Consider the following 13,738-nt stretch of genomic DNA (forward strand, 5'->3'; position numbering starts at 1 on the left):
TGAGTATCTATGAGAACTTATTCTGATTTTGTGATCAATTTCAAATAAATGTTTTTTGGTTGGGGGTTTTTGCAGCGGTTTTGGCATTGAAAATCTACCTAGTTAGAGGTAGGTGCGGGACGCTCCCTACCACAACTATTGGGTTTTGAATACTAGCGCTCTAGCTCCGGTAGATGTTTAAACTGCGTTAACGACTCTGGGTTAGATAATGCATCGGTATTGTTGACCGATTCGCCATGAATCACTTTTCTTACCGCCACCTCAACCAATTTGCCCGACAGGGTTTTCGGAAGGTCTGCCACTGCAATGATTTTTGCTGGCACATGCCTTGGGGTGGTGTTGCTGCGAATCTCCAATTTGATCTGCTGTTTCAACTCTTCATTTAGCTCAAACCCGGGCTTTAACACCACAAACAGCACTACCCGTACGTCATCTTGCCAATTCTGACCAACGGCCAAGCTCTCCTGCACCGCATCAATCTTCTCCACTTGGCGATAGATCTCGGCGGTACCGATGCGAACCCCTCCGGGGTTGAGAACCGAATCACTGCGGCCATGGATAATGAGTCCACCCTGCTCAGTGTGCTCGGCATAGTCTCCATGTGCCCACACGTTATCAAAGCGATTGAAGTAGGCATCTTGATAGCGACTGTTATCTGGGTCGTTCCAAAAGCCGATGGGCATGGATGGAAACGGTGTGGTGCATACCAGTTCACCTTTACCGCTGGTGACAGCCTTGCCTGCATCATCGAAAACCTGCACGTCCATCCCTAGGCCTAAGCACTGCAACTGGCCTCGATACACCGGCTTAATGGGGTTGCCTAGGGCAAAGCAGGAGACGATGTCGGTGCCACCGGAGATGGAGCTTAAGCACAGATCATCTTTTATATGACGATAGACAAAGTCAAAACCCTCGTGGGCCAGAGGTGAACCGGTGGAGAGCAGGGCTTTGATATGAGGCAGTTTATGCTGACTCGCCGGGTGGTATTCCGCCTTTTCCAGTGCCGCAATGTACTTGGCGCTGGTGCCAAACACGCTGACCTCCTCCTGCTCAGCCAGTTGCCATAACACGTCTGGACCTGGGTGAAAGGGGCTACCATCGAATAGCACCAAGGTGGTACCACAGGCGAGGCCGGAAACCAACCAGTTCCACATCATCCAGCCGCAGGTGGTGAAGTAGAACAGTACGTCCTGACGTGACAGATCCGTATGCAGGCGGTGCTCTTTCAGGTGCTGCAATAAGGTGCCGCCAGCACCATGGACAATGCATTTTGGCTTGCCTGTGGTGCCGGAGCTGTAAAGGATATAGAGGGGGTGGTTGAACGGCAGCTGGGCAAACTCGATATGGCGAGCGCCGTTGCCCACGGCTTCAGACCAGCTGATGCCGTCAAGCTCAATGTCTTCTGGCAGCTCATCAAAGGCTGGCACCACAATCAGCTGTGCGAGCGCATCTAAACCTGCGGCGATGGCGGCGACCTTATCGCGGCAATCGATGATCTTGCCGTTATAGCGATAGCCGCTGGCGGCGACGAGCACCTTAGGTTTTATTTGGCCGAAGCGGTCGATAACGCCATTGAGGCCAAAGTCTGGCGAGCATGAGCTAAAGGTGGCTCCAATGCTGGCACTGGCTAGCATGGTTACCACGGTCTCGATGCGGTTGGGCATAAAGGCGGCCACACGATCGCCAACTTGCACCCCTTGAAGCTTTAGGTGATGGGCCAGCTTAGCCACTTGGTGATACAAGTCATTGTACGACAACGCTTGCCGCTGACCCGCTTCATCTCGGTAGACTAAGGCGATGCGATCGTCGCTATGACGCAGCAGGTTCTCGGCGAAGTTAAGCTTGGCATCGGGAAAAAATTGAGCGCCAGGCATCTTGTCTTGGTGGATAAGACCGCGCTCGCCCATCTCTCCCAATACCCCAAACTGCTGCCACACCTGACGCCAGAACAGCTCAGGCTGATCCACGCTCCAGCGGTGTAGTTGGGGGTAGTCTTCCAGCTTCAGGCACAGCTCTTTATTGATATGACGACGAAACTGTGTCATTTGGCTGGCGTCGATGCGAGCCTGACTGGGCTGCCACAAGGGCGTGGAAACGGATGAGGTAGTCATGACACACACTCCTTGTGTTGTTGCTTGTGTTGTTTAGCGAGTATGGCCTGAGCCACTTTGCTTTGGGGGGCTTTATTGAGCTGCTGGCAGATATGATTGCCGGCAATGATGAGTCTTTCCAGATCAACGCCAGTATCCATGCCTAAGCCGTGTAGCATGTACACCAGATCTTCGGTGGCCAGATTGCCACTGGCTCCAGGAGCGTAAGGACAGCCGCCAAGACCGGCTACTGCGCTGTCGATGCGGCGAACGCCCAGATCCAAGCAGGCCAAAACGTTGGCTAGGGCTTGGCCGTAAGTATCGTGGAAATGCAGTGCTAATGCCGACACGGGCACCCGCTCGGCTACGGCGGCCACCATCGCCTTGGCTTTGGCTGGGGTGCCTACTCCTACGGTGTCCCCAAGGGAGATCTCATAGCAGCCCATCTGGTATAGGCGCTCAGCCACGTCGGCGACTTTGGGTATCTCAATCTCGCCATCGATTGGGCAGCCTAAGGTGCAGGAAACGTAGCCTCGTACCGGAAGTTTCTGGGCACGGGCAGCGGCCATCACTGGCTCAAACCGAGCCAAAGATTCGGCGATGGAGCAGTTGATGTTGCGCTGACTGAACCCCTCAGAGGCTGCGCCAAACACCGCCACTTCGTCGGCCTGGGAAGCCACTGCGGTTTCAAACCCTTTCAAGTTAGGGGTTAGGGCAGAGTAACGAATGCCGCTCCGACGTTCGATTCGCTGCATCAGCAGATCGGCATCGGCCATCTGAGGCACCCATTTAGGAGAGACAAAACTGGCCGCCTCAATGTGGGTTAGCCCAGTATCAGAGAGTAAGTTAACCAGCTCGATGCGCTGCTCTAGGGTGACCGCAGGCTCATTCTGCAGGCCATCTCGAGGGCCAACTTCGATGATCTCGACGTTGTCGTTCATCAGGCCTCCTCAGCTAGGGCTTCCAGTGCCACTAGCTCTGCGCCATCGTTAACTTGAGCGCCGCCAGCGTAGGGCAGCGCCGTTACCTTACCTTTAAAGGGCGCACTGATGGTGTACTCCATCTTCATTGCTTCCATCACCAGCAGAGCTTGACCGGCGTCAACAACGTCATCAACCTGACACAGTAGTGACACCACGGTGCCATTCATTGGCGCCTTAAGCTCATCCATGCCACCCCCTTCAGCCTGTTGTCCCAGATGTTTCACAGGTGACAAGGTTAATGGCCCATGGCGTAAAAACAGCGTCAAGCTGTCGCCCTGATCTTGGCAGTGCCAGTGACGAAGATGACCATCGTGCTCAATGCTGATTCGATCTTCGATGAGGTTTAGGGTGATCCCGTGGCCTTGGTAAGTGAAGTGAGGCCAGCGCCCCTGAAGTGCTATCTGGTACTGCTCACCATGTTCATCTTCAAGGTGGTGCTTGGTCTGAGGGGGCTGGTTAAGGCGAAAGCCCTGAGTCTCAGTATTGAGCCCGTGAGCGGCGAGAGACAATAGGCTGTCGCTCGGTTTGGGCCGACTCAGCAAGGCGGCGGCAGCGATGACCGCCAATTGGCGCTCATCATCCTTGGCAAACAATGCCTCTCGATTGCGTTCGATAAAGCCGGTATCCAGAACGGCATTTCGAAAATCACCGTGATCGATGATGGCCCGCAAAAAGGCCAAATTACTGGTAAGCCCTGCGAGTCGGGTCTGCGTTAACCCCTGACTTAAGCGAGACAGCGCTTGGTTGCGGTCGCTGCCAAAACTGATGATCTTGGCGATCATCGGATCGTAGTGACTGCTGATGGCATCGCCGGCCATAACGCCGGTATCCAGTCGCAAGTTATCTGGAACTTCGAATTGGGTCAGGGTGCCCGTTGCGGGCAGAAAGTCTCGCTCTGGGTCTTCTGCATACAGGCGCACCTCGACACTGTGGCCTTTGACCTCTATCTGCTCCTGAGTCAGAGGCAGCGGCTCACCACTGGCCACCTTAAGCTGCCAATGCACCAGATCTTGGCCGGTCACCAGTTCAGTGACCGGGTGCTCTACCTGCAGGCGGGTGTTCATCTCCATAAAGTAGAAGCGGCCTTGAGGGTCGAGCAGAAACTCCACGGTACCGGCGCCGCGGTAATGGATGGCCTGCGCCGCCTTTACCGCTGCGGTGCCCATCTCTACTCGCAGGGCATCGCTTAGGCCTGGGGCGGGCGCTTCTTCGACCACTTTTTGGTGGCGGCGCTGCACCGAACAGTCGCGGTCAGACAGATACACACAGTTGCCGTGGGTGTCGGCGAACACTTGAACTTCCACGTGGCGAGGCGCAGCCAGATAGCGCTCTAGCAGCAATTGGTCATTGCCAAATGCAGAGGCCGCTTCCCGGCGTGCAGTGGCCAAGGCGGCGCTCAGTTCACTGGCCTGCTCAACAATGCGCATCCCTTTACCGCCGCCACCATAGGCGGCTTTCACCAGTAGCGGATAGCCTATTTTCTCGGCTTCCTCGGTGAGTTTGGCATCGGATTGGTCGTCGCCGTGATAACCGGGCAGCATGGGGACGCCAGCTTGCTCCATGATCACCTTAGCGGCGCTCTTAGAGCCCATCTTTTGGATGGCATCGGCAGTGGGGCCAATAAACTGGATTCCGGCCTGTTCACAGCCTTGGGCGAATTCTGGGTTTTCCGAGAGGAAGCCATACCCTGGATGGATGCCATCCACACCATGGCGTTTGGCCAGCTCAATGATCTCATCGCCCTTTAGGTAGGACTCAGTGGCGGCAGCTGGGCCGAGCAGCAGGGCTTCATCTGCCATCAATACGTGCTGTGCACCTCGGTCGACGTCGCTGTAAACCGCCACGGTCGCAACCCCGAGTTGCTGGCAGGTTTTTATCACTCGACAGGCGATCTCGCCGCGGTTGGCAATCAATACTTTAGTTAACATCCTGACTTTCCTTGGAGTGGCCCTTGTCTTGGTTATTGGTCTGAACCCAGTTCGGGGTGCGCTTTTCGAAAAATGCCCCTAATCCCTCTTGGCCTTCATCGGAGACTCGAAGCTGGGCGATGGCGCTGGAGGTAAGATCCGCCAACGGCTCATCAAAAGGGTGACCGTCAATCTGTTTCAATAGGCTTTTGCAGGCCTGCATCGCTTTCGGGCCGTTGGCGGTGATGGTGGCAATCATCTGCTCAGCATCTTGCTCGAGGTTATCCGTGAGCTCATGAATTAGCCCGAGCTTCAGTGCGGTTTCGCTATCAAAGCGTTCGGCGGTCATCATGTAGCGACGGGATTGGCGCTGGCCGATGGCTCTGGCAACAAAGGGGCTGATGACCGCAGGAATGAGCCCCAGTTTGACCTCGGACAGGCAGAACCGCGACCGTGGTGTCGCCATGGCGATGTCGCAGCAGGCGATAAGTCCTAGGGCGCCGCCGAACGCCGCACCATCCACCAGAACTAGGGTGGGAGAGGGGAAGGCGTCGAGGCGATGCATCAATCTCGCCAACTCTTTGGCGTCACTGAGGTTGTGCGCTTCGCTCATCTTGGCTTGGCTTTTCATCCACGCCAGATCGGCGCCGGCGGAGAAGTGCTTGCCATTGGCTCGCAGTACCAGCAGTTGTGGTGGCTGAGCTTCCAGCTGAGCCAGTGCCCCATTGAGCTCCGCAATCATGGCATCGCCGAAGGCGTTGTGCTTCTCTGGTCGATTGAGGGTCAAGGTGGCGACCCCGCCCTGTTGCGTCAATTGAATCTGTTCAAACATGGCTTACATCCTAAACACACCAAATTGGGTCGGTTGCACCGGAGCGTTCATGGCGGCGCTTAACGCCAGCCCCACCACTTCACGGGTTTGCGCTGGGTCGATGATGCCGTCATCCCACAGCCTGGCACTGGCGTAGTAGGGATGCCCTTGGCGTTCATACTGGTCGACGATTGGCGCTTTGAACTGCTGCTGAGCCTGTTCACTCCAGCTCTCGCCTTTGCGTGCTAGGGCGTCGGATTTCACCTGCGCCAACACGTTGGCGGCTTGTTCGCCACCCATGACCGAAATGCGGGCGTTAGGCCACATCCACATCATGGTGGGGTCATAGGCGCGGCCGCACATGCCGTAGTTGCCGGCACCGTAACTGCCACCGATGACCACGGTGAATTTGGGCACTCGGGCACAGGAGACCGCCGTCACCAGCTTGGCACCGTGTTTGGCGATCCCTTGGTGTTCATACTTTTTGCCCACCATAAAGCCGGTGATGTTTTGTAGGAACAGCAGGGGGATGTTGCGCTGACAGCACAGCTCGATGAAGTGAGCGCCCTTCAGAGCCGATTCGGAGAACAGAATGCCGTTGTTGGCAATGATGCCAATGGGGTGGCCGAAGAGTTTGGCAAAGCCGCACACTAACGTGGCGCCATAGCCCGCTTTGAACTCATCGAAGTCGGAGTCATCCACAATGCGAGCGATCACCTCTCGCACTTCGAAGGGCTGTTTTAGGTTGTCGCCGACGATGCCGTACAGCTCTGCGGCGTCATAGCGGGGAGGTTTGACCGCCTCCAGTGGCGAGTGCTGAGCCTTGTGGTGATTGAGGCGCGCCACACTTTGGCGAGCCAGTTCGATGGCGTGACGGTCATCGTCGGCCAGATGGTCCGCAACCCCTGAGATCTGGGTATGAACGGCGCCGCCACCAAGCTCTTCGGCGGTCACCTCTTCTCCGGTCGCCGCTTTCACCAGTGGCGGTCCACCTAAGAAGATGGTGCCTTGCTCTTTGACGATGATCGACTCGTCGGCCATTGCCGGCATGTAGGCACCACCGGCGGTACAAAGCCCAAGCACCACCGCAATTTGTGGGATGCCTTTGGCGGACATATTGGCTTGGTTAAAGAAGATGCGGCCAAAGTGGTCTTTGTCTGGGAACACCTCATCCTGCCTCGGCAGGAAGGCGCCGCCGGACTCCACCAAGTAGATGCAGGGCAGGTGGCACTTATCGGCAATCTCTTGAGCTCGAAGGTGCTTTTTTACCGTCAACGGGTAGTAGGTGCCGCCTTTTACGGTGGCATCGTTGGCAACAATCATGCACTCAATGCCACTGACTCGGCCAATACCGGCAATCACACCGGCGGCAGGAACTTCATCTTCGTAGCATTCAAACGCCGCCAGTTGGCTGATCTCAAGGAAGGGGGCGCCGGGATCCAGTAGCTGTTCCACGCGCTCTCGCGGTAGCAATTTTCCTTGGCTTAAGTGTTTGTCTCGGGCACGCTCACTGCCACCGGGCAGGATGCGGGCGAGGGTTTGGCTCAGTTCAGACACGCGTTGATTCATGTCGTTATGGCGCTGAATAAAGCCGGAATCTTGTGAGTTCACATTGGAGTTTAGAATGGTCACTGTGGTTATCCTTAACGGGAAGCCTAGATGGCCGCTTTACGGCGTCATAGGCTTCCTGGGTGATGACACTCTTAAATGTTTGCTGTCTCTTTGCGCCGTCTGCTGCCGTTGACTAAGCCGGCTTGTCGGCGCAATAGCCAGAGCAACCAGAAAGAGTTGGGCTGACTGTTGCCCTCATCTTTCTGGTGCTCATCTCTGCGGCTATTCGGTTTCGATAAACAGCTCGCGGCCGATGAGATAACGGCGAATCTCTGAGGTGCCAGCTCCAATTTCATACAGCTTGGCGTCACGGAGCAGGCGTCCGGTGGCAAACTCGTTGGTATAGCCGTTGCCACCCAGTAGCTGAATGGCATCCAGTGCCATTTGAGTGGCCAGTTCTGCGCTGTAGAGGATGGCGCCTGCGGCGTCTTTGCGGGTGGTCTCTTTACGGTCACAGGCACTGGCGACCGCATAAACGTAGGCTCTAGCCGCATTTGAGCGGGTGTACATGTCCGCAACCTTACCCTGAACCAGTTGGAACTGACCAATCGGCTGGCCAAACTGCTCACGCTGGTGGATGTAGGGCACCACCTGATCCATACAGGCGGCCATGATCCCCAGCGGTCCAGCAGCTAAAACCACACGCTCGTAGTCCAGACCGCTCATTAGCACTTTGGCGCCATTGCCAACGCCGCCGAGGACGTTCTCTACCGGTACTGGGGTGTTATCGAATACCAGCTCACAGGTGTTGGAGCCGCGCATGCCTAGCTTGTCTAATTTGGGTGACTGGCTAAAACCAGCGAAGCCTTTCTCGACGATGAAGGCGGTCACCCCTTTGGGGCCGGCGTCCACATCGGTCTTGGCGTAGATCACAAAGGTGTCGGCATCGGGACCGTTGGTGATCCACATCTTAGTGCCGTTTAACAGGTAGTGATCCCCGTCGAGGCGGGCGGTCAGTTTCATGGAGATAACGTCAGAACCGGCGTTTGGCTCCGACATCGCTAGCGCACCAACGTGCTCGCCACTGACCAGCTTTGGCAGGTACTTGGCTTTCTGAGCGTCGTTGCCGTTGCGGTTGATTTGGTTAACGCACAGGTTGGAGTGAGCCCCATAGGATAGGCCCACGGAAGCGCTGGCTCGGGAGATCTCCTCCATGGCGATGGCGTGAGCCAGATAGCCCATGTCAACGCCGCCATACTCTTCACTGACGGTAATGCCCAATAGCCCCATGTCGCCGAGCTTGCGCCAGAGCTGATTGGGAAATTGGTTGGATTGGTCGATGTCGGCGGCGAGCGGAGCGATCTCTGCTTGGGCAAAATCGCGTACCGAGTCGCGCAGCATCTCAAGCGTATCGCTGAGGCCGAACTGAAAACTGCTTTGATAAAGGCTCATTGCTTCTCCCCTGGTTCCTTTTGGGCAGTTGCACTGGCGGCACTCTGAAATAGAGTCAGGCCGCGAAAATAAGAGACCCGCCGATTATTATTGTTTGGCGGTGAGCTCTTGCAGTGCCTGCTTACATTGTGTCTCTGCTGAGCTGAGTTCCATCATCAGCACCTTGATGTCGTCCATCTGCTGCTGAAGTTGGCTTTTCTTTGAATCGATTAACTCCAACATGGTATGCAACTGAGTGCCGCTGCTCTTATCGGCGTCGTACAGATCGAACAATCGGCCAGTCTCTGCCAGTGAGAAACCCAGACGTTTGCCCCTAAGGATCAGTTTTAAACGCACTTTGTCTTGCACGCTGTAGATGCGTGTTTGTCCGCGGCGGGTCGGACTGAGCAGTCCCTGATCTTCATAGAAGCGAATGCTACGGGTGGTGATGTCGAACTCCCTAGCCAAGTCGCTGATGGAGAAGGTTTGCTCTGCTTCGTTACTCATGTTGTTACCGAACTGTCTGAAGATAAATTCACCATATCGGAAGTTTACGTAAAGGTAAAGTTATCATCCAGTGTAGTCGTTAAGTTTCCGCTAAGGGTGAGAAAAAATGCCCAGTGGATGTTTGAAAGCTAACAAGCTGAATTCTTTTCCTGTTTGAGCTCGCTGCTGCCGTTAGAACTCAAGACCCTTAGTCATTGGTCGAATAGGGCGCGCTGGTTAATTTTGCTACAACTGAGTTCATGGTTTTTGCTTGCCCCAATTTCAAGGATGACAACATGACTCACGCTAAGATTCGCGAACTTCAGCGCCACGCCTGGCAACAGCCGCAAGCCTATTGGTCTCAAGCGGCGGCCGCCATCGATTGGATAACGCCGCCTAAAGAGGTCTTTCAGCCCCAGCCTTTTGGTCTGGGGCAGTGGTTTCCCGGTGCCAGCTTAAATACCTGCTATAACGCCGTTGACCGTCATGTGGAAGCGGGACGAGGTGAGCAGGTGGCCATTCACACCGTCAGTGCCATGACCAACAGCGCCAGCGCAATGACCTACCTTGAGCTGCAGCAACAGGTGGCTCGTTTTGCTGGCGGTTTGGTGCGTCTTGGGGTGGGCAAAGGCGACCGCGTGGTGATCTACATGCCGATGGTGACCGAGACCGCCATCGCCATGTTGGCGTGCGCTCGTATTGGCGCCATTCACTCAGTGGTTTTCGGTGGATTTGCGGCATCGGAGTTGGCCAGTCGCATTGACGATGCCACGCCGAAATTGGTGGTGAGCGCCTCTTGTGGCATCGAGCCTTCTGGAGTGGTGCCTTACAAACCGCTACTGGATGAAGCGCTAACGCTTTGTCAGCATAAGGTGGCCAACACCATACTGCTGCAGCGGCCGCAGTATCAGGGTGAACTTCAAGTAGGGCGAGATCATCTGTGGCAGCAGGTGATGGCCGATGCCGAGCCAGTGGCTTGCGTTCAAGTGGACGCGAACGACCCTCTTTATATCCTCTACACCTCCGGCACTACCGGCAAACCCAAAGGGGTGGTTCGAGACAATGGTGGCCATGCTGTGGCGCTGGCTTGGTCGATGAAGGCTGTCTACAACATTGAGGCTGGAGACGTATTTTGGGCGGCCTCTGACGTAGGGTGGGTGGTGGGCCACTCCTACATTATTTACGGGCCGCTGCTGGTGGGAGCCACCACCTTGTTGTATGAGGGCAAACCGGTGACCCCGGATGCGGGGATCTTCTGGCGCATCATTGAGGAGTATCAGGTTAATGCGTTTTTCACCGCGCCAACGGCCATCCGCGCCATTAAGCGGGCTGACTCCGAGGGCAAAGGGCTTGCTGGGGTCGATCTTCAGTGTTTAAAGGCGCTCTATTTAGCCGGGGAGCGCTGCGACCCTGACACACTCGAATGGGCGCAGCGACAGCTTAAGGTGCCGGTGATCGATCACTGGTGGCAGACTGAAACTGGCTGGCCCATCTGCGCCAACCCGCTGGGTATCGCTCCTATCGAAGTTAAGCCGGGTTCTCCCGGGCTGGCCGTGCCCGGTTATATGGTGGAGGTGCTCGATGAGTTGGGCCAACCCTTGCCTGTGGATACTCAAGGTGCCATCGCCATCAAACTGCCACTGCCTCCCGGCACACTGACGGGGCTGTGGAATAACCCCGAGCGGCTTCAAAGTGGCTATCTGAGCCATTACCCCGGTTACTACGTGACTGGCGATGCCGGTTATTTTGATGATGATGGCTATCTCTACGTGATGGGGCGGGTCGATGACGTGTTAAACGTGGCCGGTCATCGGCTGTCGACGGGGCGCTTTGAGGAGGTGCTCTGCAGTCATACGGCGGTGGCTGAAGCGGCGGTGATTGGGGTGGACGATGCCTTGAAAGGTCAATTGCCTCTGGGGCTGGTGGTGCTTAAGCAGGGACAGGAGCTGGATCTTGATGCTGTGAAAGCTGAGCTTATCGCCTCGGTACGAGAGCAGATTGGCGCGGTGGCGGCGTTTAAGCTTGTGACCGTGGTGGAGAAGCTGCCTAAGACCCGTTCGGGGAAAATTCTAAGAGGCACCATGCGCAAACTTGCCAGTGGTCAGGCGGTGGCCTTACCTGCCACCATCGATGACCCCCAGGCGTTAGAGTTGGTGCATCAGGCTCTGGCGAAGATGGGGTTGGTGACCTCGGCTCAGCCTTGGCTGGCACAGCCAAGCTCCGTTAGCGGTTAAATTGATTGGCCACGGCTTCAACCAAGGCCTGATGCGTTGGCAGTGATAAGCCGTGTTTTTCGGCGCACTCGAGCAGATAACCGTTGATGGCGGCCAGCTCACTTTGGCGGCCGCTTCGCCAATCTTGGCGCATGGAGGAGCTGTTGCTGGCGGTGGCGTTGGCGACGGTTAATACCCAGTCTAGGGCTTGGTTTTGAGGCCAGTGCTGCCCTTCGGCTTCTGCCACTAAGGTTAACTCTTCGCACAGCGCTTGCACTTGGGGGCGGTGTATCATCTCGGCGATGTTGCCGTTCTGGCAATCCAAAACTACGGTCAGCGGGTTGATTACGGCGTTGACCGCCAGCTTTTGCCAAAGCTTGGGCAGGATGTCGACGCTCTCAAAACCGATGGCAGACAGGGCGTCAATTGCGCGGCTTTTGGCATGGGCATCATTTAATGGCCCGGTAAACCGGATTCCTTTGCCGGTATGGCGAATGCCGTCAGGCTCAGTGACTAAGGCACCGTCGGTTAACATCCCCGCCCACCAACTGTGGTGAGGGTGAGCATTCGCCAGCCGCTGCTGAGGCCCCATGCCATTGTGCAGCAGCACGATGGGGGTGCTTGGTTTCAGCCACTCCAATACCGGCCGCAGAGCCTGCTCCCCTTGATAGGCCTTGGTCGTGACCAACAGCAGATCCGGCTGCCATGCTTGGGTATTAGGACGATGTTCCAGGGTGATGCGGCTGATGCCGCCATCGACGGATTCAAACTGATGTTGGCGGTCCTCGGCTTGGTCGATGCGATGGTTGATGACCACCGCATTGTGTCCCGCTTGAATTAGAAGGTTGGCCAACAACTGACCTATGGCGCCTGCCCCTAGGATTGCTGCGGTTGCCATCGACGTTTCATGACTTCTAAGGTGGTGAGCATTAACAGAGCGCCCAGCATATCGGCGGCCCAGTCCATGGGGTCAGCGTAGCGATAGGGTAGAAAGGATTGGATCACTTCAACCAAACCGGCATATAGAGCTAAGGTGGTTAGGTGTAACCAAAATGGCCATCGAAACGCGAGATGCAGCAGCAAAGCCAGCGAGGCAAAGCCGAACAGGTGCGCCCACTTATCGGTATTGGCTACCGGTTGGGGATAATCGGGGTTACCAAACAGCAGCAGGGAAAAGATGCCCAGGGTAATGAGCAGCAGCAGTCGAAACCACTTACGCTGGCGCTGATTGGGGTGCAGTAACAGAGTCATGGCTCACATCATAGCGGCCGTAGCCAAAACTGGCTATGGAAATTACTGACGTAAGCCCTTGGTGGCGGTAGACTGAGCCGATAAACCATTCAACAGGAAACAATCATGCCGTCATTTGATATCGTCTCTGAAGTGAACGCCGTGGAACTGCGTAACGCAACGGAAAACGCGAATCGCGAACTCAGCACCCGTTTTGACTTTCGTGGCGTTGAAGCCAGCTTTGAGCTGAAAGAGATGACCATTGTGATGAGCGCCGAAGGCGATTTTCAGCTTAAACAGATGGAAGATATCCTTCGCGGCTGCTTGGTCAAGCGTGGCGTGGACACCTCCGCCATGGAAGTGGACGAGAAAGCGCTACACAGCGGCAAAACCTTCTCCCGCAACTGCAAGTTCAAGCAGGGCATTGAGCAACTGGTGGCTAAAAAGCTGGTTAAGCAGATTAAGGATTCCAAAATTAAGGTTCAGGCTCAGATCATGGGCGAGAAGATGCGCGTAACCGGTAAAAAGCGTGATGACCTGCAGGCGGTAATGACACTGGCTCGTGAAGCTGATCTAGGCCAGCCATTCCAGTTCGAGAACTTTAGAGACTAACCGTTATCGAAGTTTAGTTAATGAAACGGGGCGCCATGGCGCCCCGTTTGTTTTGCATTTCAAAATTCGACTTAGGCCTTTTTAACAAACTTCGCCGTCACCATCATCTCGCCAGCGCCGTCCACTTTGCAGTCCAACTGATGATCTTTGCCTTCGACGATTCGGCGAATGACCGCTTTGGTGCCGATTTTTAGCACCAAGGAGCTGCCCTTAACCTTCAGATCTTTGGCTAGGGTTACTTTGTCGCCCTCTTGCAGCAGGCTGCCATTGGCGTCTTTCTCTGTGGGGGCGGCATTTGCGTCCGCAAGCTCGTCAGGATTCCACTCAAAGGCGCACTCTGGGCAGATCATCTGCTGCTGATCTTGATAGACAAACTCGGACTCGCACTTAGGGCATGGCGGTAGGGACATGGTATGGCTCTCGG

12 protein-coding genes are annotated in these 13,738 nt (G+C 55.8%); 2 read left to right on the forward strand and 10 right to left on the reverse strand.

The features are described from left to right. Positions 1-152 precede the first annotated feature (152 nt). The 7 genes from FCL42_RS18615 to FCL42_RS18645 all read right to left on the reverse strand — a co-directional run bounded on the left by FCL42_RS18615 (position 153) and on the right by FCL42_RS18645 (position 9,280). Positions 153-2,111 carry an acetoacetate--CoA ligase gene (locus FCL42_RS18615; protein WP_136864942.1) on the reverse strand — a complete coding sequence of 653 codons (1,959 nt, stop codon included), beginning with the start codon at positions 2,109-2,111 and terminating at the stop codon, positions 153-155. Continuing rightward, positions 2,108-3,031 (reverse strand): hydroxymethylglutaryl-CoA lyase, encoded by a 924-nt coding sequence (locus FCL42_RS18620; RefSeq protein ID WP_136864943.1) that lies wholly within the window; start codon positions 3,029-3,031, stop codon positions 2,108-2,110. Before FCL42_RS18620 ends, FCL42_RS18615 begins: the two co-directional genes overlap by 4 nt. After that, complete coding sequence (locus FCL42_RS18625) at positions 3,031-5,001, reverse strand: acetyl/propionyl/methylcrotonyl-CoA carboxylase subunit alpha (protein ID WP_136864944.1); 1,971 nt, start codon at positions 4,999-5,001, stop codon at positions 3,031-3,033. Before FCL42_RS18625 ends, FCL42_RS18620 begins: the two co-directional genes overlap by 1 nt. Next, positions 4,991-5,812: an enoyl-CoA hydratase-related protein gene (locus FCL42_RS18630; RefSeq protein ID WP_136864945.1), complete on the reverse strand. Its 822-nt coding sequence runs from the start codon at positions 5,810-5,812 to the stop codon at positions 4,991-4,993. The genes FCL42_RS18625 and FCL42_RS18630 overlap by 11 nt, the downstream gene beginning before the upstream one ends. Positions 5,813-5,815: 3 nt before the next feature. Beyond that, a complete protein-coding gene (locus FCL42_RS18635; RefSeq protein WP_136864946.1) occupies positions 5,816-7,423 on the reverse strand; it encodes a carboxyl transferase domain-containing protein in 1,608 nt (535 codons plus the stop codon). A 201-nt stretch (positions 7,424-7,624) separates the two neighbouring features. Next, positions 7,625-8,794 carry an isovaleryl-CoA dehydrogenase gene (locus FCL42_RS18640; RefSeq protein WP_136864947.1) on the reverse strand — a complete coding sequence of 390 codons (1,170 nt, stop codon included), beginning with the start codon at positions 8,792-8,794 and terminating at the stop codon, positions 7,625-7,627. A gap of 87 nt (positions 8,795-8,881) precedes the next feature. Further along, on the reverse strand, positions 8,882-9,280 hold the full coding sequence (locus FCL42_RS18645; protein ID WP_136864948.1) for a MerR family transcriptional regulator: 399 nt from the start codon (positions 9,278-9,280) through the stop codon (positions 8,882-8,884). A gap of 275 nt (positions 9,281-9,555) precedes the next feature. Between FCL42_RS18645 and FCL42_RS18650 the strand changes: the two genes are divergently transcribed. After that, a complete protein-coding gene (locus FCL42_RS18650; RefSeq protein ID WP_136864949.1) occupies positions 9,556-11,493 on the forward strand; it encodes a propionyl-CoA synthetase in 1,938 nt (645 codons plus the stop codon). Here FCL42_RS18650 and FCL42_RS18655 read toward each other — a convergent pair. After that, positions 11,483-12,370, reverse strand: a complete 888-nt coding sequence (locus tag FCL42_RS18655) for a ketopantoate reductase family protein (protein ID WP_136864950.1) — start codon at positions 12,368-12,370, stop codon at positions 11,483-11,485. The genes FCL42_RS18650 and FCL42_RS18655 overlap by 11 nt on opposite strands. Continuing rightward, positions 12,349-12,723, reverse strand: coding sequence for a VanZ family protein (locus tag FCL42_RS18660; RefSeq protein ID WP_136864951.1), 375 nt, complete (start codon positions 12,721-12,723; stop codon positions 12,349-12,351). Before FCL42_RS18660 ends, FCL42_RS18655 begins: the two co-directional genes overlap by 22 nt. Before the next feature lie 105 nt (positions 12,724-12,828). Between FCL42_RS18660 and FCL42_RS18665 the strand changes: the two genes are divergently transcribed. Continuing rightward, complete coding sequence (locus FCL42_RS18665; protein WP_136864952.1) at positions 12,829-13,314, forward strand: YajQ family cyclic di-GMP-binding protein; 486 nt, start codon at positions 12,829-12,831, stop codon at positions 13,312-13,314. A gap of 71 nt (positions 13,315-13,385) precedes the next feature. Here the strand turns inward: FCL42_RS18665 and FCL42_RS18670 are convergent, their stop codons facing one another. Further along, the gene (locus FCL42_RS18670) at positions 13,386-13,724 is read right to left on the reverse strand and encodes a zinc ribbon domain-containing protein YjdM (RefSeq protein WP_136864953.1); all 339 of its coding nucleotides are present in this window, start codon (positions 13,722-13,724) and stop codon (positions 13,386-13,388) included. Positions 13,725-13,738 lie beyond the last annotated feature (14 nt).

This window comes from Ferrimonas aestuarii (assembly GCF_005116665.1).
In the GTDB taxonomy this organism is placed as follows: Bacteria; Pseudomonadota; Gammaproteobacteria; order Enterobacterales; family Shewanellaceae; genus Ferrimonas; species Ferrimonas aestuarii.

Bases quoted from the DNA above. Each gene is read 5' to 3' on its own strand.
- FCL42_RS18615 (WP_136864942.1), bottom strand. From the start codon at position 2,111: ATGACTACCTCATCCGTTTCCACGCCCTTGTGGCAGCCCAGTCAGGCT.
- FCL42_RS18620 (WP_136864943.1), bottom strand. From the start codon at position 3,031: ATGAACGACAACGTCGAGATCATCGAAGTTGGCCCTCGAGATGGCCTG.
- FCL42_RS18625 (WP_136864944.1), bottom strand. From the start codon at position 5,001: ATGTTAACTAAAGTATTGATTGCCAACCGCGGCGAGATCGCCTGTCGA.
- FCL42_RS18630 (WP_136864945.1), bottom strand. From the start codon at position 5,812: ATGTTTGAACAGATTCAATTGACGCAACAGGGCGGGGTCGCCACCTTG.
- FCL42_RS18640 (WP_136864947.1), bottom strand. From the start codon at position 8,794: ATGAGCCTTTATCAAAGCAGTTTTCAGTTCGGCCTCAGCGATACGCTT.
- FCL42_RS18645 (WP_136864948.1), bottom strand. From the start codon at position 9,280: ATGAGTAACGAAGCAGAGCAAACCTTCTCCATCAGCGACTTGGCTAGG.
- FCL42_RS18650 (WP_136864949.1), top strand. From the start codon at position 9,556: ATGACTCACGCTAAGATTCGCGAACTTCAGCGCCACGCCTGGCAACAG.
- FCL42_RS18655 (WP_136864950.1), bottom strand. From the start codon at position 12,370: ATGGCAACCGCAGCAATCCTAGGGGCAGGCGCCATAGGTCAGTTGTTG.
- FCL42_RS18660 (WP_136864951.1), bottom strand. From the start codon at position 12,723: ATGACTCTGTTACTGCACCCCAATCAGCGCCAGCGTAAGTGGTTTCGA.
- FCL42_RS18665 (WP_136864952.1), top strand. From the start codon at position 12,829: ATGCCGTCATTTGATATCGTCTCTGAAGTGAACGCCGTGGAACTGCGT.
- FCL42_RS18670 (WP_136864953.1), bottom strand. From the start codon at position 13,724: ATGTCCCTACCGCCATGCCCTAAGTGCGAGTCCGAGTTTGTCTATCAA.